The sequence below is a fragment of the Desulfosporosinus sp. Tol-M2 genome (assembly GCF_059735615.1).
In genome coordinates this window covers 1-23,147 of the sequence record NZ_JCAIJG010000064.1, presented here as the reverse complement: position 1 = coordinate 23,147, position 23,147 = coordinate 1, and the positions used below count along the sequence as shown (strand labels likewise).

Below are 23,147 nucleotides of genomic sequence, written 5' to 3'. Positions count from 1 at the left end.
CGCAAATATGAAAGAAACGGAGGAAACCGAATGAAGAAATTCTGGAACTGGGCACGGGATGATAATACCGGTGTCCGAACACTCTACCTTGACGGCGTGATTGCCGAAGAGTCGTGGTTTGATGATGATGTTACCCCTAAGGCATTTAAATCGGAGCTTACTACCGGTGAGGGTGACATTGTTATTTGGCTTAACTCACCCGGTGGCGATTGCATTGCGGCTAGTCAGATCTATGCCATGCTTATGGATTATAAAGGTAAGGTAACTGTGAAGATTGATGGTATCGCTGCATCTGCTGCATCCGTAATCGCAATGGCCGGAACGACGGTGCTGATGGCACCGACTGCCCTCATGATGGTGCACAACCCGCTGACTGTGGCCATCGGCGATAGTGAGGAAATGCAAAAGGCCATCGCCTTGCTCTCGGAGGTTAAGGAAAGCATCATCAACGCCTACGAAATCAAAACAGGACAATCTCGGGCAAAGCTGTCTCACCTCATGGATGCGGAAACCTGGCTCAACGCAAAGAAAGCCATCGAGCTTGGTTTTGCAGATGGCATCCTTGAGGACGAAAAGAAACGACTACAGACCGAGGATTTCACCTATGCCTTCAGCCGCAGAGCCGTTACCAACTCTCTGCTGGACAAGGTAAAGCCTAAGCTGCCTAAACAACAATCAGGTACACCCGTAGAGTCGTTGGAGAAGCGGCTCTCTTTAATTCAACACTAAATTTGGGGAGGAAAATACAATGAACAAAATTCTTGAACTGCGCGAGAAGCGCGCAAAAGCGTGGGAAACAGCAAAAGCATTCCTCGATACTAAGAGGGGCTCTGACGGACTGGTTTCTCAGGAGGACACAGCAATCTATGACAAGATGGAAGCGGATGTGGTTTCCCTTGGAAATGAAATCGACCGTCTGGAAAAGCAGGAAGCTCTCGACCGTGAGCTTTCCAAGCCACTTAACACACCACTTACGGGCAGACCCACTCTTCCGGGCATGGAGACAAGAAGCGGCAGAGCTTCGGACGAGTACAGAAAAGCCTTCTGGAACGCGATGCGCACCCGCGCTGGCGAAGGACTTGATCCTGTTATCAGAAATGCACTTCAGATCGGCACCGACACTGAAGGCGGCTACCTTGTGCCGGATGAATTTGAGCGTACACTTGTGGATACCCTCGAGAACGAGAACATTTTCAGAAGGCTGGCCAATGTCATCACCACATCTTCCGGGGATCGAAAAATCCCTGTCGTAGCATCCAAGGGAACCGCATCCTGGATCGACGAGGAAGGTGCAATTCCAGAAAGCGATGACAGCTTTGGTCAGGTGTCCATCGGTGCGTATAAGCTTGGGACCATGATTAAAGTTTCCGAGGAGCTGCTTAACGACAGCATATTCAACCTTGATACCTATATTGCTAAAGAGTTCGCCAGACGTATCGGGAACAAGGAAGAAGATGCGTTTTTCACCGGCGACGGCTCTGGAAAACCTACAGGCATCCTTGCAGCTACTGGTGGCGCACAACTTGGCGTAACTGCGGCAAGCGCCACTGCCATCACCATCGACGAGGTGCTTGACCTGTTCTATTCCCTTAAGGCACCGTATCGAAACAAAGCAGTGTTCGTCATGAACGATGCCACTGTTAAGGCAATCCGCAAGCTGAAGGATGGTCAGGGACAATACCTCTGGCAGCCTTCACTCCAGGCCGGTACGCCAGACACCATTCTGAACAGACCACTGTACACCTCGGCTTATGTTCCTGCAATTGCTGCGTCTGCAAAGACGATCGCGTTCGGCGATTTCGGTTACTACTGGGTAGCCGATCGTCAGGGCCGTGTTTTCAAGAGACTCAATGAGCTTTATGCAGTTACCGGTCAGGTTGGCTTTGTTGCAACTCAGCGTGTCGACGGAAAACTGATTCTGCCGGAGGCTATTAAAGTGCTCCAGCAGAAGGCATAACGGAGGTGTCTTATGAGTTATAACGCGAAGAACTATACAGAACAAGGCGGCGAAAAAACCGTCATCGGCGGCACACTGGAAATCTTGGAGGGAGCCTCGGTAACGGGGCTTCCTTCTCAGTTCACTTTGGCTGAAAACCAGTTAGACTCAACCGCTACAACTATTGCCGGACTCGTTGTTGATTTCAATGCACTTCTGGCGAAACTGAAGACCGCCGGACTGATGGCGCCGGACGCATAAGAGTAATGAAAGGATGGTGGTGGTATGACACTGCTTGAAAAAGTCAAAGCAAACCTCATTCTTGAACACTCGGCAGACGACGAACTTGTGCAGATGTACATCACCGCCGCTATTAGGTATGCCGAGAGCTATCAGCACCTGCCCGAAAACACCTACGCCGAAATCCCAATGCCGCCTACTACAGAACAAGCCGTCATCATGCTGTCGTCCCATTTCTATGAATCAAGGGACGGCAGCACAGGTGGCTTTTTTGCGGACAATGTTCAGGCGGTACAACAGGTATGGAATACGGTCAATCTCCTGCTGCGGCTGGACCGGGATTGGAAGGTGTGATTATGAGCTATGGAAAGATGAACACCTTTATAGATATCGTGGAAAAAGCGACCATGAAAGATACGGAAGGTTTTAGAACAGAAGTCGACAACATCATCGTCTCTGTCAAAGCGTATCGGGAAGGTCGGCATGGCAATGAGAAGTGGGCAAATCGGGCCTCGTTCTCTGAGGCCACCGATCTTTTTCGTTTTCGCCGTATTCCCGGATTGACCATCACAACAGCAATGGTAATCGTAAGCAAGGACAACCGTTTTGAAATCACCTCGGTGGAAGATGTCAAAGGACGCGGGATGTATATTGAGGTCCTTGCCAAGGAGGTGATTTCCAGTGGCTAAGGCAACGTTTAAAATGCCGGATGAATTCCTGATGAAATTGTCCAGGCTTGGCGAGAAAACGGATGAAATCATCCCCCATGTGCTGAAAGCTGGCGGCGAGGTTGTGGAAGAAAAAGTGAAGAGCAACCTCCAAAGCGTCATCGGCAAAGGTACCAAGGAAGAAAGCCGGTCCACCGGTGAGCTTGCTTCCGCGCTCGGCGTCTCTTCAGCAAGACAGGATAAGGACGGTAATTTCAACGTCAAGGTCGGTTTTTCTGAGCCACGACAGGACGGGAAAAGCAATGCTATGATTGCGGGCGTTTTGGAATATGGGAAGCATGGCCAACCGCCAAAGCCTTTTCTGAAGCCCGCAAAATCAGCAAGCAAAAAGGCATGTGTTGACGCGATGGTCACGGCGTTTGAAAAGGAGGTAGAAAAAATATGAGCTTCTTAAGCGAATTGACTGCGCTCGTATCTCCTCTGATTCCTGTGGAAACGGGTGTGTTTTCAGAGACTGCACCAGACCGTTATGCTGTGATCACGCCGATGGTAGATACATTTGAACTTTACACCGACGATAAACCAAGGCACGAAATACAAGAGGCACGGCTATCACTCTTTGACAAGGGAAATTACACGGCAATGAAAAACCAAATAGTCCGCAATCTGATAGATGCGGATTTTACAGTAACGGACCGCCGGTATATCGGACATGAGGATGATAGCGGCTATCACCATTACGCCATCGATGTGGCGAAAAATTACGAATTGGAGGAATAACCAATGGCAACAATCGGATTAGATAAACTCTACTATGCCAAAATCACTGAAGATATCAGTGGGAATGAAACCTATGGCACTCCTTTGCAGCTTGCGAAAGCAATGAAAGCGGACCTGTCCGTAGAACTTGCAGAAGCAACACTATATGCCGACGATGGTCCTGCTGAAATCGTGAAGGAATTCAAAAGCGGGACGCTTTCTCTTGGTATCGACGATATCGGCGTAACGGCTGCGGAAGACTTAACCGGAGCAAAACTTGATGATAACCATGTCGTCATTTCCGGCAGCGAGGATGGTGGCACGCCCGTAGCAGTTGGCTTCAGAGCGAAAAAGGCAAACGGTAAATACCGCTATTTCTGGCTTTACCGTGTGGTGTTTGGCATCCCAGCAACCAATCTCGCCACAAAGGGCGACAGCATTACGTTCTCCACTCCAACCATTGAGGGCACTGTAGTGCGAAGAAATAAGCTTGACGGAAACGGCAAGCACCCATGGAAATCCGAAGTTAATGAGGACGACGCGAGTGTTCCGGCTTCTGTGATCACCGGCTGGTATACGCAGGTCTATGAACCCGTATTCACGGTGACCCCATAATGGAGGATGATCAGATGGATAACGAAAGAAGCTCAATCATAGAAATCGGTGGTAAGGAATACGAAATGCTCCTGACCACTAAGGCCACAAAGGAGATCGCCAAGAGATATGGCGGTCTCTCTAATTTAGGCGAAAAACTGATGAAGAGTGAAAACTTTGAGATGGCTCTGGATGAAGTGGTGTGGCTCATCACACTACTGGCTAACCAGTCAGTACTTGTACACAATTTGCAGAACCCATCAAAAAAGCGGAATCTACTTACTGAGGAGGCTGTTGAACTTCTCACTTCTCCCTACGAGCTCTCGGACTACAAAAATGCAATCATGGAGGCCATGTACAAAGGCACAAAACGAAATGTGGAGAGCGAGGAAGAACCCTCAAAAAACGCACAGGTCGGGTAAACGATGAAGAGTTGTTTGCCCGACTGATTTTTTATGGTGTATCCCTCCTACATAGATCTGAGCAGGAGACCTGGCTGATGCCGATCGGTCATTTGCTCGACCAGTGGGAGGTATACAAACAATTTAATGGACTTGCAAAAGCAAAACGAGAGTATTACATCGATGAAATTATACCTAACGGAATCTAGGGAGGTGGTGAGAACATGGCGGACAACTTCGGTTTAATAATCGGTGTTGAGGGTGAAAAGGAGTTTAAAAAAGCCCTTGCTGATATTAATCAGTCCTTTAAGGTGCTCGGCTCAGAGATGAAATTGGTCGAGTCTGAATTCAGCAAAAATGAAAACAGCGTCCAGTCACTCACCTCCAAGAACGAGGTGCTCACAAAACAGATCGATGCGCAGAAGGACAAAATCGAAACGCTCCGTAAAGCGCTTCAGAACGCCTCCGACTCTTTCGGCGAGAATGACCGTCGCACCCAGAACTGGGCTGTTCAACTTAACAATGCCCAAGCCGAACTCAATGGCATGGAACGTGAGCTGGCACAGTCCACCGATGAAGCAGATAAGCTCGGAGATGAACTGAAGAAATCCGGGAATGAGGCTGAAAATTCCGGCGGCAAATTTGATAAGTTGGGCGGCATCTTAAAGGGCGTCGGCGCAGCAATGGGCACAGTCGCAATAGCTGCAGGAGCCGCAGCCTTCAAGCTGGGCAAGGAGGTCGTGCAGCAGTTCGGAGAGCTGGAGCAGAACCTAGGCGGCTCGGAAGCGGTATTTGGAGAATATGCCGTATCCATTCAAAAAACCGGGGAGGAAGCCTATAAAAACCTGGGCGTATCGCAAAGTGAATACCTTGCAACAGCCAATAAGATGGGCGCACTCTTCCAAGGTTCCGGTATTGAACAACAAAAGAGCCTTGAGCTGACCGAAAAGGCCATGCAGCGAGCGGCGGATATGGCCTCGGTTATGGGCATCGATATGTCCATGGCTATGGAGTCAGTCGCCGGTGCAGCCAAAGGTAACTTTACGATGATGGACAACCTCGGTGTCTCCATGAACGCCACCAACATACAAGCTTATGCCCTCGCAAAGGGACTGGACTTCACTTGGAACTCAGCGACGCAAGCCGAAAAAGCTGAAGTTGCCATGCAGATGTTCTTTGAGAATACTGAGCAGTATGCGGGTAACTTTGCCCGCGAGTCCACCCAGACCATATCTGGTTCCATCGGACTGCTTCAGGCCGCACTTGGCTCCTTTACAGCAGGTCTTGGCAATGCCAATGCCGACATGACGAACCTGACACAGAATTTAGTGGATGCTTTTCAGGCTGTTGTAAAAAATATCGTACCCGTCATTGAAAATATTGTGTCCGCCCTTCCCATGGCAATGGATGCGATTCTTTCAGCAATTGGCGAACTGCTCCCAACCTTGCTGGATACAGTCACAGAGCTATTTACCCAGGTTCTGGAGACGGTTTTAAGCTTATTGCCGGAGCTTATACCTGCTGCTGTTGATGCGATTATGACTATAGTCGGGGCACTTATCGACAACCTTCCGCTACTCATTGAAGCGGCTGTACAGCTAATAACTGCACTGGTAGAAGGCATCGGGACAGCATTGCCGGAATTGATTCCCGCTGCGGTTGGAGCGGTAATCACAATCGTCACAGGGCTGATAGATAACCTGGACAAAGTCCTTGAAGCGGCTTTTGCGATTATTCAGGGCCTAGCAGAAGGTCTATTAAACGCCTTACCCCAGCTGATGGAAGCACTGCCACAGATCATAGCAACAATCATCAATTTTATCACCAACAACCTGCCTGCCATTATTGCGATGGGTATTGAACTCACCGTTCAGCTTGCATTTGGTTTGATCCAGGCGATCCCTCAACTGGTTGCCCGGCTACCGGAGATTATAGCGGCGATCGTGACGGGTCTGGGGAAAGCGGTTGGTTCGGTTTTTGAAATTGGCAAGAACATCGTTTCTGGCCTTTGGGACGGCATTAAATCCATGGGCAGTTGGATTAGCGAAAAAGTCAGTGGCTTCTTTTCCGGCATCGTGGATGGCGCTAAAAATCTGCTGGGCATACACTCACCATCGACAGTATTCGCGGGTATCGGGACGAACATGGGCATGGGAATCGGAGTAGGCTTTACCGATGCGATGAAATTGGTTGAAGAAGATATGAAAAAAGCTATCCCAACAGAGTTTGATGGTCTGAATATAGATGTTGACGCGGTCAGCAGGACAATGCCGAACTCAAATGGAGCGGGAACTGAAAAGCAGACAGGGAACGCGGTAAACAATTATGAAATTGTAATTAATAATCCAAAGCCGGAGCTGGCTTCAGACAGTGTAAGAACTACCTTGCTGAAGCACTCCTACGGTTTGGTGTAGGAGGTGCATATAATTGGCTGAGAATTGGACGTTTAACGGGTTCCCTCTCACCTCAAGGGGAAAGCGGGCTGTTGAAGAGGTTATCGAGGGTGTTGGAATTCCTAAATACAGAGGATCTGACCTTCAGGTGCCATTTCAGCACGGCAAGAGGTGGATTAAGAAAAGATTTGATAGTAGAAAAGTTGTCCTCTCAATGTGGATAAAAGGAACAGACAGGGCTGACCTGGATGATAATATTGATGCATTCTTGAAAGCCATTGGTAATCCGGGGCTTCATTCACTTGTTCGTACAATGAGGAACGGAGAAACCAGGCAGGCGCAAGCCGAGCTTTGTTCAGAGATAAATTTTGTCAGGAAAAACCCCGGCTATGCCAAATTCGCTCTGGAATTAGAATTAGCCGATCCTTTCTTTTATGGAAATGAAAAAAGTACCGAGACCAAGATGGTTACTTCCTCTCCTTTTGCATGGACGCATGTCAATGAAGGCTCGGCACCAATAACAGCAATGGTTATTACCTTAGAAGGACCGCTGAGTAATCCGATCATTAAGAATCAGAACAACGGGGTTTGGATTCAGTTCCTTGGAACAATAGCAAGCGGAGAAACAGTGGTTTTAGAAACAAAATATTACACATGTCTGAAAGGCGATACGAATATGATTTCGATTGTCAGGCATGGAGGGGATTCTTATTGGATGGTCCTCGAAGCGGGAAACAACAGCGTGGAATTAGAAACAGATACGATTGGCGGCAGGATTACTATTGAGTACTATCCTGCCTATTATTAGAGGAGGTGTAACAAATGCCCTATCCAACCCTACCCGGACGAAAATTTGAGTATGACGTAGGCGGTGGTTCCGTCTACTCTGGAAATGATATAAACGATATTACAACTGCTTTGACCACAGAGCAGATGGCAAGGCTAAATGGAATAGATAACACTAACCCGCTTATTACATTTGATGGTTGGTATGAAGGAAAAGTTAGAACAATATGGTTTTTCTTACCTGAAAAATACGTTGTGTCTGGGCTTGGCATGATGCATCGTGTGTCTGGAAACAATCCAGTAATTTCAATTGCCGGAAGTTCTGATAGCACGAATGGTCTTGACGGTACCTGGATAAATGCAACACTGCCTAATGGTGCAATACCACTTTCTATGGTAGACGATGACTCATGGAGAGACAGCATTCAGCCATGCACCTTTTCTGAAGCGGTCAAGGTTATAAGAATACGGTATAACGTTTCATATACAAGTGGTGCAAGCGCTATGTATATATACACTGTGAATATTTATGGCGTTAAGGCGGATGGAGAAGTGCCGGACGATATTCTGTTCTTAGATGATGATGCTTCCGGAGACCCGGAGTTTATTCGAGACCTTGATTTTGGGGATAGGCCGGAAGGTACAACAGTGACGCACAGAATCAAGCTTTTCAATAGCAGCACGACAAAGATTGCGAACAATTTGACTCTATCTCTTATTGATACTGATTTTACATTCAGCATGGACGAAGGAGCAACTTGGGTCACTGGTGCTACTATTACTTCTTTGGCTCCTCAAGGTTCAAGCAGCAGTATTATCATCAAGAACACGATACCGCCGCCAACTCAGATGCTCGGACCACGAGCGCCAAGGTTTGAGGTTACAATTGGAAGCTGGTCGTAGTGAGGAGGTGAGAGTATGCCGGATAGAATAAGGTTAATTACGCCTCAGAATGAATCAGTAACCAGCAGCCTGGCGCTTACGGCTAAATGGGTACGCACCTATGAAGAGTTTTTGAAAGAAGACTTTGATGAAGCTGGTGAGTTTACTCACGTTGTTACCAGAGAAGACTATGTAAATAATGTATTGACCTTCTTGGGGCTACAATTAGATAAAGATCCAAACTCGACGCCTGAAGGCTATACATCAGGGAATGACTATGTTCCGCTCATGACCGCAGCAACCACAGACGGTGTTACTGTAAGTGATAGCGGAAACCTTGGAACAGGCTATGAAGGCTGGAGAGCTTTCGATAATAACAGCAACACACGATGGGGTGTGGCTGCGACATCCGGTATCCTTACTGTAACATTGGCATCGGCTAAAGTTATTGCTGGGTATTCGATTAGGGCGAGAAATGATTCCTACTTGATTGACAGCCCGAAGGATTGGACCTTTGAAGGAAGCAATGATGGTACGAACTGGATTGTGCTGGATACACAGTCTGGCCAGACTTCATGGAGTATGAATGAGCGCAAACAGTTTGCGGTTTCATCTCCTGCTTCATACAGCTACTATCGATTAAATATTGGAGCGAATCAAAGTGGGACAGATACATCTGTTTCAGAAGTTGAGCTGCTTGAAGGTGTTCCCTACGGCTTTGACTTTTATAGTAGTGGAACCAGAGTAGTTGGCCCTTTGGTTTTAAGCGGTACAGCCTATGGAGATGAAATTTTGCAGTGGACGCTTGGTGAGAGGCCAGCCGGAACAAGCGTAACAATCAGCTGCGCCCTGACAATAGATGAAACCCCTCCAGCTTCTTACACCATTGCATCGAACGGTGCCCAGTGCCCGGTATTAGCTGAGAATGACAACATGACCGGCAAATATCTTTGGATCAAGCAGGAACTTGCAACATCGAATATCGAGGTTACTCCATCGCTGCTCACAATGGAGATGCAGCTAGTTCTAGGTGCGTCAGCCAACCTTACGATTGAAATTGATAGAACAACAATGTTCAGTGGAATGAACTACAGGTCGAATACGGTATCGGCGCTGCCTTGTGGCGAGATGACAACCTTTGAACCATATGATGTCTATGATGGTTTCCTATACTGGAGAGCAAGGGCAACAAATGAAACGCTTGGAATAGACACAGGTTGGAGTACACCAAACACCTTCAATCTAATGGGTGGTCCATTCCCTTTGCCGCGTTTTTTTACAATGGTTGAGAACAGGCAGTTCCGGAAGTTAAGAGATAAACGCACCTTGTATGTTGAAGAAAATATAGGTTTTGGCAAGCCAAGAGAAAGAAGAACCCTATATGTTCCAGCTAACAGAGCATTCGGTAAGCTGAGAGCGACTCGGACAATGTACACCGAACTGAATGTAACTGATGATCCTCCATTTCCACGTATCAATTCAATTTCAGTAACAAGAGGTCAAGCGGGTTCCGTTTTGACCTTGTATGGTAGTGGATTTGGTTATACGCACACAGCAGTAGATCTAGGCAATGTTGACAGGTATTTGAGAAGCTTCGGAGGATTTGTTTACATTAATGACATGCTATGCAATGTGATTCAATGGTCATGGACAGAGATTATCTTCCAGCTTCCTCTTTCAGCAGTTACGGGGCCAATTAAGGTTCAGCTCACGGCACCCATAATTCAAGACAGCAATACAATAGGATTTGAAGTGTATGCTGGCTTACCAACAGATGATGTTGGGATTGAACTTTTCATCTGTGTCAGAACAAATCCGAATGTGCTTGTGAAGCAGCTCGATGGCGCTTGGAACAAGGCATTCCAAATGGCTCAGAACAACCCTGGCAGTGGCAGCTTCAGCATAAGCAGATACGATGACATTGGTGGGAACAGAGAGTATATTGCAGATGACAATTTGGTTCTTGTTAAGCTTGATGGAAATCCATTGTTCAAATGGATCATCGAATCAAGAAAACCAAACTATGTAGACTCAAATGAACAGCAGGTATTGGAAGTCAGCGGCCGCGGGGTACTCTCTATGCTGAACTGGGCTGTGGTTTACCCGGAGGAGATGGGGACCCCTGTTTTGGACAGGCAGTTTACCGGAACCGCAAGTAAGGTTTTACGGACAATGATACTGGAAGCACAAGCAAGAGGCGGCCTAATGGGGGTAACCGTAGACTGGGAGGATGACAAAGACAGTTTAGGAAATGTGTTCACGGAGAACATCAATCTGTCATTCCATATTGGTACACCTTTGCTGGAAGTAGCATCTAAGTTTACGGAGGGATTGGGGTACTTCGAAATTGAAATGACTCCTGAACTTGTGCTGAAGATTTACAAGAACAGAGGATTGGACCTGCATGAGACGGTGGTCTATAGACCAGGACAAGCAGTAATTAGTCATCAGAACCAGAGTGATGCGACAGGTCTTGTCAATGAAGTGCTCGTTGAAGGTGGAGATAAGCTTTTAGCAATTGCTTCACATTCTGCAAGCCAAACTGTATATGGCAGGCGTGAAGGATATTTGTCAGCAAGCAACATTCAGGATGGCCTCAGCGAATACGGACAGGCCTATTTGAATAGGGTTGCGTACCCGACTTGGGGAATACAGGGAACAGTTACGAAGTTCTTTGACGACCAGGGCAACAGGATGAAGCCATTTGAAACTTACTTGATCGGAGACTGGATCGGCTGGAAAATTGCACCGGAGGGTTCCGATGACATAGGTTTTGATGGGGTGTTAAGAGTTCGTGGGATCACAGTAAGCGAGGATAATGGTACCGGTGCTTTGTCCTATACTCTTGAGTTGCACAATACAATGTTGGAACATGAAATAAAGTTGAATCAGAAGGTTGAGCGGATGTCCCAGTATAGCGGATCAGATGTTTTGTCAGTAGCACCTTCAAGCAGTGGCGGATATTCTACTTCAGAAGTAAACGCTATGCTTGCAGCCAAAGCTAACACAAACCACATGCATACCGGGGTTTACTCAGGAGTTGACCACGTACACGATTTTCTAGAATTAACGGATACGCCTGACAGCTATTTAGGACAAGGAACTAGAGTGGTGGCCGTCAAAGCGGATGGAAGTGGTCTTGAATTTGTGACCGGAGGTGGAGGAAGCGGTGGTGTTTATTATGAAAATGCAGTAGATATGCCGCCTACGGTACCGAATGTGCTGGATGATGAGTTTGTAATGACCTCACTGAATTCAAAGTGGCTTTGGGTCAATAGAAGCACAGCAACTGCGGTACCTGACGGAAGAGTGTTAAGAATAACATCTCCGATTGGGGCGATTGCTTGCAGAGGTATAGTTCAAGCCAAACCGGCCAGCAATGACTTTACAATAGTTGCAAAGTTTTGCGGGTGTAGCTACTGGGGGAATTACGCCAAGACAGGATTGCTGATCTCAGAATCTTTGACCGGAAAACAGTTAGGAATTTGGCATGCATATGATGGTGGTTGGAAAGGCTTGATGGGTGAGTTCTTCAATTCACCGACATCAAGAGGCAGTTTTAGCTACTATGGTCCAGCAGTCTTGCCAAGTGGAGGATACATCAAAGCAAGGGTTTACTACACGACAGCATGGTATGTAGATTTCTATTACAGTCTAAATGGTTATATTTGGATATTGGCTAGATCGGCATTGGCATTAGGGTTCACACCTGCCTATGTAGGGTTGGGGCTGGATTTTGAAATCAGCATCGGTACAACTTATGATGCTGTATATGATTGGTTCCGGGTAACTCAGACATAGGAATGAAACAATTATTCAATATTTTTACTAATAAATTGAGCCTTCGGGCTCATTTTTATTTTAAATCGAGGAGGATTAAAGAATGAAAGACATTGTTAACACGATTCAGATTGTCATTGCCGCTGCTGGCGCCTATATCGGATATTTCTTAGGAGGCTGGGATGGCTTCTTATATGCTTTGGTGGCGTTTGTCGTTATCGACTACCTGACAGGCGTCATGGTAGCCATCCTGGAGAAACGACTATCAAGCGAGGTGGGCTTCAGAGGAATATTCAAAAAGGTACTGCTATTTTCACTAGTAGCAATTGGCCACATCATTGATTCAAAGCTTATTCAAACCGGAAGTGGAATAAGGACTGCAGTTATCTTCTTCTATTTATCTAATGAAGGAATCAGCATTATTGAGAATGCCGCTAAAATAGGCCTGCCTATCCCTGAAAAGCTCAGAGCAGTCTTGGAGCAGCTTAACAAGGGGGACAAATAAAATGAATCTGCGTAAACTCATTCTGACAAACAATGCCTGTTACAAAGCAGGCAGAACCATCACACCCAAGGGCATCATGGTGCATTCTACCGGGGCGAATAACCCCTATCTGAAACGCTATGTCGGTCCTGATGATGGTCTGCTGGGAAAGAACCAGTACAACAACCACTGGAATCAGGACAAACCCGACGGCAGACAGGTCTGTGTCCACGGTTTCATCGGTAAGCTGGCTGACGGAAGCATCGCCACCTATCAGACCCTACCGTGGAATCATAGAGGCTGGCATGCCGGAGGTGCCGCGAACGATACACATATCGGCTTTGAAATTTGCGAGGACGGTCTTACCGATACCTCGTATTTTAATGCCGTTTACAAGGAAGCCGTAGAGCTTTGCGTCTATCTCTGTAAGCAATACGGGCTCACCGAGAAAGATATCCTCTGCCATTCGGAAGGACATAAGCTTGGCGTTGCCAGTAACCACGGCGACGTGATGCATTGGTTCCCGAAGCATGGCAAGTCGATGGATACCTTCCGTGCTGATGTAAAATCCGGTCTTGCCCCAACCGCCCCTGCCACACCTAAGAAATATTACCGCGTCCAGCTCGGTGCGTTTTCTGTCAAGGCGAATGCCGATACCATGCTCAAAAAAGTCAAGGCGGCTGGCTTCACCGATGCTTTTATCAAATACAGCGACTAACACACCGCGTAATGCCTACTGAGAGATTCGTCTTTCGGTAGGCATTATTTTTTTGCTGTTTTTTCGTTCATTCGGCCGCTTTCTGTCCTGGGACTAGTAGAGGGTGATGATTGATAGGTTCCCTCGGAAAGAGGTCGAGATAATGAAAGTGACAAAGTTGGATGACGTTGATTCCATTCAATACAAATCTGAGAAGCCCACTGAATCAGCGCTTAAGAATGAGCATGATTATTTGGCAGCAGAAAAACTTACAAAGAAGCTCTTAGAAAATGGCCTTATTACCCAGACTGAATTTGAAAAAATCATGGCTAAAAACCGGGAAACCTTCACCCCGCTTTTAGCGGAGATTATGTCATAAATGACTTGCTAAATATTGCTTTTAGAGTGATGTATAGTACGGAAGGAAAGGAGGTTGAGACAATGAAACGGATAACAAAGATTGAAGCAGACGAAAAGCTGCAGAAAAAACTACGCGTCGCAGCCTATGCTCGCGTTTCAACAGATAGTCGCGAACAACTCGTCAGCTTGGAAGCTCAAAAAAGTCATTATGAAACCAGCATCAAAAGCAATCCCAACTGGGAGTACGTCGGACTATATTATGATGAAGGCGTTTCAGGCACACGCATGGCCAAGCGTGATGGACTTAGCAAGATGCTTGATGACTGTGAAGCCGGTAAGATTGATTTCATCATTATCAAATCCATCAGTCGTTTTGCCAGAAACACTACAGAGTGCCTTGAAGCGGTTAGAAAGCTTATAAAGCTAAAAGTGTTCATTTACTTCGAGAAGGAAAATATCAACACCGGCGATATGGAGAATGAGCTGCTGCTCACAATTTTTAGCAGCCTTGCGGAAAGTGAGTCGGTTTCCCTATCAGAGAATGAAAAATGGTCCATTGAGAAGAGATTCCAAAACGGAACATACGTTGTTGCTTATCCGCCATACGGTTACAAAAATGAAGATGGCTTGATGGTGATCGATGAAAATGAGGTCGACGTAGTCAGATGCATTTTTTCAGAGTGTTTAGCTGGTAAAGGTGGACATCTAATCGCTAGAGCTCTTAATGATAAAGGCATCCCAACCAGGAAAAAAAGAGAATGGACATCGGGGACAGTGCTCTCGATTCTTCGGAACGAAAAGTATAAAGGCGATGTGCTTTTCCAAAAAACATTTACTGATGACACGTTCGCAAGGCACATCAATAATGGTGAGAAGAACCAGTACTATATTGCTGAGCATCACGAAGCAATTATTACTGCTGAAGATTTTGATTTAGTACAGACGATGATTAAAAGGCGCTCCAATGAGATGAAAATACAGACAGGTGAAGGAAAGTATCAAAATCGGTACCCGTTTTCTGGCAAGATAATTTGCGGCGAATGTGGTGCCACATGGAAAAGAAGAACACATACTAAATCAAAAGTCAAATACTTCGCTTATGCGTGTAAAACTCATATTAAAAGAGTGGACCAGTGCAGCATGCAATTCATCCGCGAAAGAAATATTGAAGTAGCTTTTTTGAATATGATCAACAAGCTGGTATTTTCTAAGAAAGTGTTATTGCAGCCGCTACTGGCAAGCCTAAAAGACCTCAACCAGGGAGAGGCGCTGGCGCGACTTGATAAATTGGATGTGGTTCTTGAAGACAATTTGAACAAGAGGCAAAAGATAACGGAGCTGTTTGCTAAGGAATATCTTGAAACTGCGGTTTTCAATGAGCAGAACTCAGGTCTCCTTGCTGAGGCTAAACAGATCAGTGATGAAAAAGAAACACTTTATGCTTCGCTCGCTCATGAGCACGAGCACCTGGAAGCCCTCAATAAACTCATCAAGTACATCAATAGCATAGGTATTCTTAGAGAATTCGATGAAGCTGCGTTTGAGGAGCATGTGAAGTACATTATCGTGTTTAAAAGATTTGAAATTGGCTTTGTATTAAAGTGCAGATTAACATTAAGAGAAAGGATGTGAGACTATGGCAATACCATATGGATATAAAAATGAGAAAGGAAAAGCCGTTATAGATGAAGAACAAGCAGAGCAGGTTAGGATGATTTTCAAGGGTTACTTGTCTGGTCTTGCCTACGTTGCAGCAGCTGAAGCGGTTGGACTAAAGCTTAATCACCCAAGTGTAAAGAGAATCCTGCAAAATGAACGTTACCTTGGTGACAAGTATTATCCGGCGATTATCGATCAGGAGACTTTTGAAAGAGCAGAAGCAGAACGGTTCAAACGGCAGCGTAAATTGGGCAGAATATTTCCCGATAAGCTGCAAGAAGAATGTAAACCAGCTACAAAATTTATCATGCCCAAAGCAGGAAAGATTTTCAATGATCCATTCAAGCAGGCTGAGTACGCTTACAGCTTGATCGAAAGTGAGGTGGAAAAGTGATTTCACTTGCGAGCAATGTAACCGTCATTCCGGCAAAGAAAACGGTAGGAACGCAAAAGGCAACCGACCAAAAGCAGAAAACAAGAGTTGCTGCTTACTGCCGGGTCAGTACGGACAGCGAAGAACAGGAAACGAGCTACGACGCACAAATTCTGCATTACACCTCATACATCGAAAATCATCCAGATTGGGTACTAGCTGGAATTTATGCGGATGATGGCATCTCAGGAATGAATGCGAAAAAGCGTGATGAGTTTCAGCGCATGATCAACGACTGCCATGACGGCATGATTGATATGGTGATTACCAAGTCCATCAGCCGATTCGCTAGGAACACGGTCGATTGTCTGAATTACACCAGAGCCCTAAAGAACAAGAACATCGGCGTTTATTTCGAGAAGGAAAATATCAACACGCTAGATGCCAAGGGTGAGGTGCTGATGACCATCATGGCCTCCCTCGCGCAGCAGGAAAGCGAATCCTTATCGGCTAACGTTCGCTTAGGTCTACAGTTCCGCTACCAACAAGGCAAAGTACAGGTCAACCACAACTGGTTCTTAGGCTATACAAAGGATGAAGATGGGCACCTCATCATTGATCAAGAGCAGGCGGAAGTCGTAAAACGAATCTACCGTGAGTACTTAAGTGGCAATAGTTTTTTAAAGATTAAAAGATCACTTGAAGCCGATGGCATTCTAAACGGAGCAGGACGAGCAAAATGGCATGAAACCAACATCAAGCAGATCCTAACCAACGAGAAATACATCGGCGACGCATTGCTTCAAAAGACCTATACAGTGGATATTCTTGAAAAGAAGCGTGAAGCCAATAAAGGTCAGGTCCCCAAGTACTATGTTGAGGGTAGCCATGAAGGTATTATTCCAAAAGACATCTTTTTAAAGGCCCAGGAGGAAATTGCAAGACGCGCAAACCTCACAAAAGGCGCTACACAGCACAAACGAGTCTACAGTGGCCGATATGCACTTTCTGGGATGGTATTTTGCGCGCATTGCGGGGATATCTACCGCCGAATCAAATGGAATAACCGAGGTTGTAAGTCTACGGTTTGGCGCTGCGTCAGCAGAGTTGATAAAGACGGACCTGATTGCACTGCAAGGACAGTACGAGAAGAACATCTTCATGAAGTGGCGGTTGCAGCAATCAACGGAGCGTTTCGTGAAAAAGAAAACATCCTGCCGCTTTTAATTGAAAATATTGAAAGTAACCTTGAAGAAAATACTGATGATCGCATTAAAGAGGTTGATGAGCAAATAAAAACACTCCAGCAGGAGCTTTTAGCAACAGCCAGTAACAAGAACGCTGGCGATGAGCTTGGTATGGAAGTAAGAAGGCTTCGCGAGGAGAAGCAGGCTATCCAGGCTGAGGGTGCTTCACGCCAAGATCGGAAGAAACGGATCGATGAACTTATTTCGTTTCTCGAAGAGCTACCTTGCGAACTTACCGAATACGATGAGCAATTTGTAAGGACGCTCATAGATAAGATAATCGTCTTTGATAACCATTTTATTGTGGAATTTAAGTCTGGAATCGAGATCGAAATAAACGAATAATCTGTAACATAATTCTACCTGCAGCTCTCTTACTGAGTTGCGGGTATTCTTCTTGTAAATATTTCATTGTTGTTTGAAACCAAATGGTTTATAATGTTTTTAATAAGGCATGGAGGGACTATTATGAAAACCTCGGACATGATACGACAGCTATGTGAACAAATGAATATCAGTGTCTCCGAATTGGCTAGACGCCTAGGTCAGTCGCCACAGAACTTCGGGAAGAAGCTGAAGCGTGAAACGATAACCTTAGAAGAGCTTAAGGCCATAGCAGATGTTATGGATGTTAAGTTTGAGCAGACTTTCATTCTGCCTGATGGTAACGAAATAAAAACCGGAAACGAGTAAAGGAGGCGGTCTAATATGATGATTAGCCCGGAAGGATACTATGAACAGTATCTCAAAGGAAAAACGAGAGAGCAGATTATGAGCGCTATTCGTGGTCTTAAGCAAGAAATAGGCCGTCTTAAAAATACAATGGAAAACCCAGACTATGGCCAAAAAGAAATTATGCATCCCAGTGAAGACACCCGCCTTCACTGGACTCGGGAGTATTTGGAAAAAGCCAAGCAAGCCTATGCTGAGGCGGGTGGAATGTATACTTTATCAAAACCAGAAGAAAAGGCTGCTGACGTTGATTCAAACATGGATTTCATCAACAAGATTACTTTTAGCATTGGCGGTTTCTTCGGTGGCTACCGTACTTATGTTGTGGATCTATCAGATGGATTGAGAGCCTACACAAAATTATGGGAAGACGAAGAACCACTCGCTCTGATGGATATTGATAACGAGGAACCCTACACAAGAGATGCTTTCATAGCCGCCCTTATGGATCTTCACATCGGTGAATGGCGCAGACGATATTCAACTAAGCGCTTCGGATACACAGTGTGTGATGGTACACAGTGGGAGCTGGAGTTTGAATATAACAATGAACATAAACCGGTAAGAATCGATGGTGACAACTCATACCCTTATAACTTCAACAAGTTCCAGATGTTATTTGGCATTGATGAAACTGATGAAAACGAAGATGAGTAAATTTGGTTTAAGAAGGAGGTTCAACTTTGGACATAAACAATTTGCAAGCTCTATCGTATGAGGAGCTGCGTGCTGTATATAGGAGCTTCCTACATAGCCAGAACATTTCAAAATTAACAATCAGTACTGCTTATGCGGACACCTTTTACCTTTGGAGGAAAGGGAGCAAAGACTTATTCTGGAATGCAGTGAACGCTACAGATTTTGAGGATGAGGCGAGGAATGCATTAATAAAAGCTCTTTCTGAGAATTCGACTGGTAACGTTAAATCACTTATTGGGAGCTATTTATCGCATCTTAGAAGATTCCGTTTATTTTTAGCTTCTGACGGAACGGCTAATCCAGTTGCGCCTAAGCAGGAGAAGACTGCAAAACCTGTGCCTACACGCAAGAAGAAAGCGGATGTCGATGTTCCTGTACCATCAATCGAGCAGGTTGAGTTTTATCTTGAAAAGTGGGATGGCCTTGAGAACTACCATCTGCAGGAGGATGCACTTAATAAACTGTTCTTTAAGTTATGTCCGAATAATGCAGACGTCACTGATATTCTTTTAAAGGCATCAACACTTAACAACTTTTACAGCACGAATATTTTTTCGATATATCCGGTGGCTAAGCATATCTGCTCTCTGGATATTGATGCGAGACTTAAAGCCGGAGATGGTTCACTGGTTGGAGAAATCCAATATGTAACAATCGGTGAGACACTGAAGAATTTTTACTCCTTTGCCACAAAATATTGTAGCCATCACAATCCGCTCGACTACCCGATTTATGATAGCTACGTTGATGAAGTGCTTCGCTATTTTAGAAATCGAGATAGCTTCTCGAATTTTCAAGATGGAGATTTAAAGGACTATGTTAAATTTAAAAGCATTCTAATTGCTTTCCGTGACTTCTATGGCTTGGATAAATATAACCTGAAACAAATTGACCAGTATGTTTGGCAGCTTGGGAAAGAGTATTTCCCAAAGAATTACGGAAAGAAAAAACCAGGAGGCAAGTCGATATGAAGATTCATTATTTCCAGAGATACCATGAGAAAGAAAATGTTGCTACAGCAAATACTATGCTTCTTTTGTCTCGCCTTTATTCGTTTTCTTCTGAGAAGTTCTTCCGACTCTTAAAGTCTGAGTTCTTTTCAGATACGTTTGAACCAGAAATAGTATTCAATTTGCAAGAGAAGAGCGTGGAGAGCATACCGGACGCAACAATTACACAAGAAAGCTTTAAAATTGTTGTAGAAACAAAAATGTCTGACTGGTTTTATTCAACTCAGCTGCTAAAACATTTGAAGTCCTTTAGCGATGAAAAATATAAAGTGATGATTACCCTAGCTCCTGTGTTGATGAACTTAGAAAAAAAGAAAGAATTTGAAAAACAGCTAAAGGAATATAACGCAACCCAGACATATCCAGTAATGCACATTAACACTACTTTTGAAGAATTAGCAAATGCGATACAGGAAGTAATTGATGATAGGGATTATGAAATGCAGGAGGTTCTAGATGACTATCTGAATTACTGCTACAAAGATAAACTCATCATTGTTTCAGATTCATGGAAGCGCATGAGAGTTCAGCTCGCAGGTACAACATTCGTTTTTAATATTAATGAAAGCCTCTATTACGATAACATTGATCGTGGCTTTAGCGCTCACGATTATTTGGGGTTATACAAAGAAAAAAGTGTGAGGGCCATTGGGAAAATCATTGCAATCATAACAGCAGTAACAACGGCAACCGGCCTTGAATATAAAGCTGAACTTGGAGATGTTACGGATGAAAGAAAGCAACAAATAAAACGTGCCATAGATGATGGGAAAAATTATGGCTATGTGCTAGAGGCTACTAGATACTTTTTTGTAGATAAATTTTATGAGACTGACTTTAAGAAAATAACGCCAAGAGCACCAAGGGGCTCACGAGTATTCGATTTAACGCAGATCCTTGAAACGGAACAGCTTCCTGAAACACAGGAAATTGCTGGTCTACTTGCTTCAAAGACATGGAGCTAATAATGTGGAGCTTTGTATGTTGTGCTGGAGACCATAATATCATCGCGAAAATTACAAGTACTGTTAAAGAGGAAGAAAAGTTGAAAGGAGATCCGCATCAACACCGGATTTTAAATTCCGCATTGAAGTTGTATTCGAAAATCATGATTTTTTGTACCACGTCAAATCTTGTTACGGAGGAACAACATGGGAGAAATTGTAAACATTAATCATTCTAATGAGGTTGAGGTCGTTAGAACAGAAAATGATTTAATGGAACTTACAGTGGGAATGCTGTTGGATGCGCGTGCTACTATTTACAGTGGGAAAACATTAAGCGTACCAATTACAGAGCTATCGACTTTAGGAGCTGGCGTGTCATCACTTATTCCAGCATTGAACACTGTCACACAGACAACCACATTTGCCACAGAGGGCTTATATCAATTAGCTAATGCAGGCGTTGGTGACGTTCTGAAGATTGCGAAAAATGGTAATTTCTGGGGAGCTTTCAAGACTGCGGATGGTGCATCAAAATTTGCACAGCTTCAAGCAGCAGGACCATTGTCTGCTACAACTACAACAGCGGCCGCAATTAACCCAGCCATAATGTTAATGGCAGTAGCGCTCTTCTCGATTGAAAAAGAGCTGGGTAATATTGCAGAAATGGAAAAGCAGATTTTATCATTCCTTGAAGTTGAAAAGGAAGCAGAAATCGAAGCTGATGTAGAAACCTTGATGAATATCGTCACAAAGTATAAGCTCAACTGGGATAATGAGCATTTCGTTGCTAGTAACCATAAGCTTGTATTGGATATTCAAAGAACCGCCAGAAAGAATATGAACGCATATCAGAAGAAGGTTAATGAGGTCCTTAAAGCGAAACAGTTCATTGTCGCTCAGAATAAAGTGAATTCAACATTGGCTGACTTAGAGAAGAAGTTCAAATATTATAGATTATCGCTTTACACATTCTCGTTGGCATCACTTATGGAAATAATGCTAAGCGCTAATTTTAAAGAAGAATACATCTCAGGCATTAAAGATGAGATAAGAGAAATGTCACAAACCTATAGGGATTTATTTGGAGAGTGTTCTGTTCGTCTTGAAAAGATGGGGAACTCCGCGCTGGAAGCAAATGTGGTAAAAGGATTAGGTACCGCAGGCGAAGCTATTGGAAAGTTCATCGGGAATATTCCACTTGTGAAGAAGGGACCGGTTGATGAGTTTCTTCAAGATAAAGGCGCTCATTTAAAAAGCGATGCTATCGTAATGGAAAAGAAATCTGTCGGGGCGTTTGCAGCAATAGGCAATCCGGGCACAGGCATGCTTGTTGAAAAAATGCAGGATATGGTTCAGATCTATAACCATACTTCGCAGATATGCTTTGATAAAGAAAAGATTTATTTAGTGGCTAATTAGGGGTAAGGTACAAAAATAGAGCTATCATTAAATGGCTTGTGGAGCGGTTCCCAGATGCTGACAGGAATATATAGCGTACTTCCTGTCGTGTCGAGCCATTTGCATGATGGCATAACATCAATATCAACGTCTCAACCTATAAGCGTGGACATGTTTCCACAAACGTAAGATTTGAGATTTCCCGAATGACATCAGTTGGTCAAACTCCGGCCACGTGGAGTGCTTGATAGTGCTATATTTGGGTTGATTGAAATTCTTGATATAAGCGGGCTTGAGAAGGGGATGTTCTTTTTATGTTTGAAAGTGTATAGGGAATTTATTTGATTAATTAGGCAATGGCATCTGCCAAATTGGTGGGTGCTTTTTTAGTGCTAGAAATGTTTCAGAGTCATAGTTAATTGTCGAATTATGCGATAAGTATTTTGCAAAATTAGCAGGATTTAACACTATTTCTGGAGAATTATAACTATCAGGAAGGGGTGGATTAAATGAATAAAGATAAATGGGAATTCTACCAAGATTCTAGCTCAGAATGGCGTTGGAGAAGAATTGCTTCAAATGGAAAAATTGTAGGTGCTTCGTCACAAGGATATAAAAATGAGCAGATTGTATTGCAAATGCTAGAAGAAATGGATATGTGGGTTGAGCTTGAACTGCGTCGGCTTGATGTCAACTCGTTCTCACTATACTAAAATATTTTAATTGAATGATCGAAAAAATGCGGGGGTATGAAACAATGGCAAAAGGGTTTAAATGTCCCAGTTGTGGAGTGCAAAAGTGTGAAGACCTTGGTTCTCACCTGTATTGTCCAGACTGTAAATCAATTTTTTGGGATTTAAATAATTCCAAATTTGAAGGCGGTAAAGGGAAAGGCAATACGTGCCATCATTGTGGTAAATTTACACTCCATAATATAACCAATATGGATACAGATAGTGTTATAATAAAAATTTTCAGATGTTCTACTTGTCACGCTGTTTTAATTAAAAAAGAATCGATTAATAAAGATTAGAATAATATTTTGTGACTCCCGCTACCATGAAACCAAAATCTATTTATATTAAGATCATTATTTGCATAG

General features: G+C 44.4%; 26 protein-coding genes. All 26 read left to right on the top strand.

What is annotated here, in order from left to right:
* The first annotated feature begins 30 nt into the window (after positions 1-30).
* The 26 genes from AC6I5A_RS04535 to AC6I5A_RS04410 all read left to right on the top strand — a co-directional run bounded on the left by AC6I5A_RS04535 (position 31) and on the right by AC6I5A_RS04410 (position 23,078).
* Positions 31-729, top strand: coding sequence for a head maturation protease, ClpP-related (locus AC6I5A_RS04535; RefSeq protein ID WP_034612256.1), 699 nt, complete (start codon positions 31-33; stop codon positions 727-729).
* Between the two features lie 19 nt (positions 730-748).
* Positions 749-1,957 carry a phage major capsid protein gene (locus AC6I5A_RS04530; protein WP_034612252.1) on the top strand — a complete coding sequence of 403 codons (1,209 nt, stop codon included), beginning with the start codon at positions 749-751 and terminating at the stop codon, positions 1,955-1,957.
* A 12-nt stretch (positions 1,958-1,969) separates the two neighbouring features.
* The gene (locus AC6I5A_RS04525) at positions 1,970-2,197 is read left to right on the top strand and encodes a Head fiber protein (protein WP_034612250.1); all 228 of its coding nucleotides are present in this window, start codon (positions 1,970-1,972) and stop codon (positions 2,195-2,197) included.
* A 24-nt stretch (positions 2,198-2,221) separates the two neighbouring features.
* A complete protein-coding gene (locus AC6I5A_RS04520) occupies positions 2,222-2,530 on the top strand; it encodes a head-tail connector protein (RefSeq protein ID WP_034612247.1) in 309 nt (102 codons plus the stop codon).
* A 2-nt stretch (positions 2,531-2,532) separates the two neighbouring features.
* Complete coding sequence (locus AC6I5A_RS04515; RefSeq protein WP_034612244.1) at positions 2,533-2,865, top strand: head-tail adaptor protein; 333 nt, start codon at positions 2,533-2,535, stop codon at positions 2,863-2,865.
* Entirely contained in the window at positions 2,858-3,289 is a 432-nt protein-coding gene (locus AC6I5A_RS04510; protein ID WP_034612242.1) for an HK97-gp10 family putative phage morphogenesis protein, read from the top strand. The genes AC6I5A_RS04515 and AC6I5A_RS04510 overlap by 8 nt, the downstream gene beginning before the upstream one ends.
* Complete coding sequence (locus AC6I5A_RS04505; protein WP_034612239.1) at positions 3,286-3,624, top strand: hypothetical protein; 339 nt, start codon at positions 3,286-3,288, stop codon at positions 3,622-3,624. The genes AC6I5A_RS04510 and AC6I5A_RS04505 overlap by 4 nt, the downstream gene beginning before the upstream one ends.
* Before the next feature lie 3 nt (positions 3,625-3,627).
* Complete coding sequence (locus AC6I5A_RS04500; RefSeq protein WP_034612236.1) at positions 3,628-4,218, top strand: major tail protein; 591 nt, start codon at positions 3,628-3,630, stop codon at positions 4,216-4,218.
* 14 nt (positions 4,219-4,232) lie between these two features.
* Positions 4,233-4,619: a hypothetical protein gene (locus AC6I5A_RS04495; RefSeq protein WP_034612232.1), complete on the top strand. Its 387-nt coding sequence runs from the start codon at positions 4,233-4,235 to the stop codon at positions 4,617-4,619.
* A gap of 203 nt (positions 4,620-4,822) precedes the next feature.
* On the top strand, positions 4,823-7,012 hold the full coding sequence (locus AC6I5A_RS04490) for a phage tail protein (protein ID WP_497900489.1): 2,190 nt from the start codon (positions 4,823-4,825) through the stop codon (positions 7,010-7,012).
* A 13-nt stretch (positions 7,013-7,025) separates the two neighbouring features.
* Positions 7,026-7,799, top strand: coding sequence for a phage distal tail protein (locus tag AC6I5A_RS04485; protein WP_034612231.1), 774 nt, complete (start codon positions 7,026-7,028; stop codon positions 7,797-7,799).
* A gap of 14 nt (positions 7,800-7,813) precedes the next feature.
* Positions 7,814-8,680 carry a hypothetical protein gene (locus AC6I5A_RS04480; RefSeq protein ID WP_034612227.1) on the top strand — a complete coding sequence of 289 codons (867 nt, stop codon included), beginning with the start codon at positions 7,814-7,816 and terminating at the stop codon, positions 8,678-8,680.
* 15 nt (positions 8,681-8,695) lie between these two features.
* The gene (locus AC6I5A_RS04475) at positions 8,696-12,460 is read left to right on the top strand and encodes a discoidin domain-containing protein (protein WP_034612224.1); all 3,765 of its coding nucleotides are present in this window, start codon (positions 8,696-8,698) and stop codon (positions 12,458-12,460) included.
* 82 nt (positions 12,461-12,542) lie between these two features.
* Positions 12,543-12,944, top strand: coding sequence for a phage holin family protein (locus tag AC6I5A_RS04470; RefSeq protein ID WP_034612222.1), 402 nt, complete (start codon positions 12,543-12,545; stop codon positions 12,942-12,944).
* A 1-nt stretch (position 12,945) separates the two neighbouring features.
* Positions 12,946-13,641 (top strand): N-acetylmuramoyl-L-alanine amidase, encoded by a 696-nt coding sequence (locus tag AC6I5A_RS04465; protein ID WP_034612219.1) that lies wholly within the window; start codon positions 12,946-12,948, stop codon positions 13,639-13,641.
* Between the two features lie 142 nt (positions 13,642-13,783).
* Positions 13,784-13,999: an SHOCT domain-containing protein gene (locus tag AC6I5A_RS04460; RefSeq protein WP_034612216.1), complete on the top strand. Its 216-nt coding sequence runs from the start codon at positions 13,784-13,786 to the stop codon at positions 13,997-13,999.
* Positions 14,000-14,061: 62 nt separating this feature from the next.
* Entirely contained in the window at positions 14,062-15,612 is a 1,551-nt protein-coding gene (locus AC6I5A_RS04455) for a recombinase family protein (protein ID WP_034612213.1), read from the top strand.
* Between the two features lie 4 nt (positions 15,613-15,616).
* Positions 15,617-16,033, top strand: a complete 417-nt coding sequence (locus AC6I5A_RS04450) for a recombinase family protein (protein WP_034612210.1) — start codon at positions 15,617-15,619, stop codon at positions 16,031-16,033.
* On the top strand, positions 16,030-17,604 hold the full coding sequence (locus AC6I5A_RS04445; RefSeq protein WP_497900488.1) for a recombinase family protein: 1,575 nt from the start codon (positions 16,030-16,032) through the stop codon (positions 17,602-17,604). The genes AC6I5A_RS04450 and AC6I5A_RS04445 overlap by 4 nt, the downstream gene beginning before the upstream one ends.
* Positions 17,605-17,727: 123 nt before the next feature.
* Positions 17,728-17,952: a helix-turn-helix domain-containing protein gene (locus tag AC6I5A_RS04440; RefSeq protein ID WP_034612209.1), complete on the top strand. Its 225-nt coding sequence runs from the start codon at positions 17,728-17,730 to the stop codon at positions 17,950-17,952.
* Between the two features lie 15 nt (positions 17,953-17,967).
* Entirely contained in the window at positions 17,968-18,648 is a 681-nt protein-coding gene (locus AC6I5A_RS04435; protein ID WP_034612207.1) for a hypothetical protein, read from the top strand.
* 26 nt (positions 18,649-18,674) lie between these two features.
* On the top strand, positions 18,675-19,661 hold the full coding sequence (locus AC6I5A_RS04430) for an HI_0787 family protein (protein WP_497900487.1): 987 nt from the start codon (positions 18,675-18,677) through the stop codon (positions 19,659-19,661).
* Positions 19,658-20,665 (top strand): hypothetical protein, encoded by a 1,008-nt coding sequence (locus AC6I5A_RS04425; RefSeq protein ID WP_034612204.1) that lies wholly within the window; start codon positions 19,658-19,660, stop codon positions 20,663-20,665. The genes AC6I5A_RS04430 and AC6I5A_RS04425 overlap by 4 nt, the downstream gene beginning before the upstream one ends.
* Before the next feature lie 186 nt (positions 20,666-20,851).
* The gene (locus tag AC6I5A_RS04420) at positions 20,852-22,066 is read left to right on the top strand and encodes a hypothetical protein (RefSeq protein ID WP_497900486.1); all 1,215 of its coding nucleotides are present in this window, start codon (positions 20,852-20,854) and stop codon (positions 22,064-22,066) included.
* Between the two features lie 488 nt (positions 22,067-22,554).
* Entirely contained in the window at positions 22,555-22,758 is a 204-nt protein-coding gene (locus AC6I5A_RS04415; RefSeq protein ID WP_497900485.1) for a YegP family protein, read from the top strand.
* Between the two features lie 44 nt (positions 22,759-22,802).
* Positions 22,803-23,078: a hypothetical protein gene (locus AC6I5A_RS04410; protein ID WP_034612200.1), complete on the top strand. Its 276-nt coding sequence runs from the start codon at positions 22,803-22,805 to the stop codon at positions 23,076-23,078.
* The last annotated feature ends 69 nt before the right edge of the window (positions 23,079-23,147 follow it).

Excerpts from the sequence above, each read along its gene's own strand:
- AC6I5A_RS04465 (WP_034612219.1), top strand. The coding sequence starts at position 12,946 with ATGAATCTGCGTAAACTCATTCTGACAAACAATGCCTGTTACAAAGCA.
- AC6I5A_RS04520 (WP_034612247.1), top strand. The coding sequence starts at position 2,222 with ATGACACTGCTTGAAAAAGTCAAAGCAAACCTCATTCTTGAACACTCG.
- AC6I5A_RS04505 (WP_034612239.1), top strand. The coding sequence starts at position 3,286 with ATGAGCTTCTTAAGCGAATTGACTGCGCTCGTATCTCCTCTGATTCCT.
- AC6I5A_RS04490 (WP_497900489.1), top strand. The coding sequence starts at position 4,823 with ATGGCGGACAACTTCGGTTTAATAATCGGTGTTGAGGGTGAAAAGGAG.
- AC6I5A_RS04470 (WP_034612222.1), top strand. The coding sequence starts at position 12,543 with ATGAAAGACATTGTTAACACGATTCAGATTGTCATTGCCGCTGCTGGC.
- AC6I5A_RS04495 (WP_034612232.1), top strand. The coding sequence starts at position 4,233 with ATGGATAACGAAAGAAGCTCAATCATAGAAATCGGTGGTAAGGAATAC.
- AC6I5A_RS04455 (WP_034612213.1), top strand. The coding sequence starts at position 14,062 with ATGAAACGGATAACAAAGATTGAAGCAGACGAAAAGCTGCAGAAAAAA.
- AC6I5A_RS04480 (WP_034612227.1), top strand. The coding sequence starts at position 7,814 with ATGCCCTATCCAACCCTACCCGGACGAAAATTTGAGTATGACGTAGGC.
- AC6I5A_RS04525 (WP_034612250.1), top strand. The coding sequence starts at position 1,970 with ATGAGTTATAACGCGAAGAACTATACAGAACAAGGCGGCGAAAAAACC.
- AC6I5A_RS04420 (WP_497900486.1), top strand. The coding sequence starts at position 20,852 with ATGGGAGAAATTGTAAACATTAATCATTCTAATGAGGTTGAGGTCGTT.
- AC6I5A_RS04530 (WP_034612252.1), top strand. The coding sequence starts at position 749 with ATGAACAAAATTCTTGAACTGCGCGAGAAGCGCGCAAAAGCGTGGGAA.
- AC6I5A_RS04410 (WP_034612200.1), top strand. The coding sequence starts at position 22,803 with ATGGCAAAAGGGTTTAAATGTCCCAGTTGTGGAGTGCAAAAGTGTGAA.
- AC6I5A_RS04450 (WP_034612210.1), top strand. The coding sequence starts at position 15,617 with ATGGCAATACCATATGGATATAAAAATGAGAAAGGAAAAGCCGTTATA.
- AC6I5A_RS04475 (WP_034612224.1), top strand. The coding sequence starts at position 8,696 with ATGCCGGATAGAATAAGGTTAATTACGCCTCAGAATGAATCAGTAACC.
- AC6I5A_RS04435 (WP_034612207.1), top strand. The coding sequence starts at position 17,968 with ATGATGATTAGCCCGGAAGGATACTATGAACAGTATCTCAAAGGAAAA.
- AC6I5A_RS04415 (WP_497900485.1), top strand. The coding sequence starts at position 22,555 with ATGAATAAAGATAAATGGGAATTCTACCAAGATTCTAGCTCAGAATGG.
- AC6I5A_RS04440 (WP_034612209.1), top strand. The coding sequence starts at position 17,728 with ATGAAAACCTCGGACATGATACGACAGCTATGTGAACAAATGAATATC.
- AC6I5A_RS04515 (WP_034612244.1), top strand. The coding sequence starts at position 2,533 with ATGAGCTATGGAAAGATGAACACCTTTATAGATATCGTGGAAAAAGCG.
- AC6I5A_RS04535 (WP_034612256.1), top strand. The coding sequence starts at position 31 with ATGAAGAAATTCTGGAACTGGGCACGGGATGATAATACCGGTGTCCGA.
- AC6I5A_RS04500 (WP_034612236.1), top strand. The coding sequence starts at position 3,628 with ATGGCAACAATCGGATTAGATAAACTCTACTATGCCAAAATCACTGAA.
- AC6I5A_RS04460 (WP_034612216.1), top strand. The coding sequence starts at position 13,784 with ATGAAAGTGACAAAGTTGGATGACGTTGATTCCATTCAATACAAATCT.
- AC6I5A_RS04425 (WP_034612204.1), top strand. The coding sequence starts at position 19,658 with ATGAAGATTCATTATTTCCAGAGATACCATGAGAAAGAAAATGTTGCT.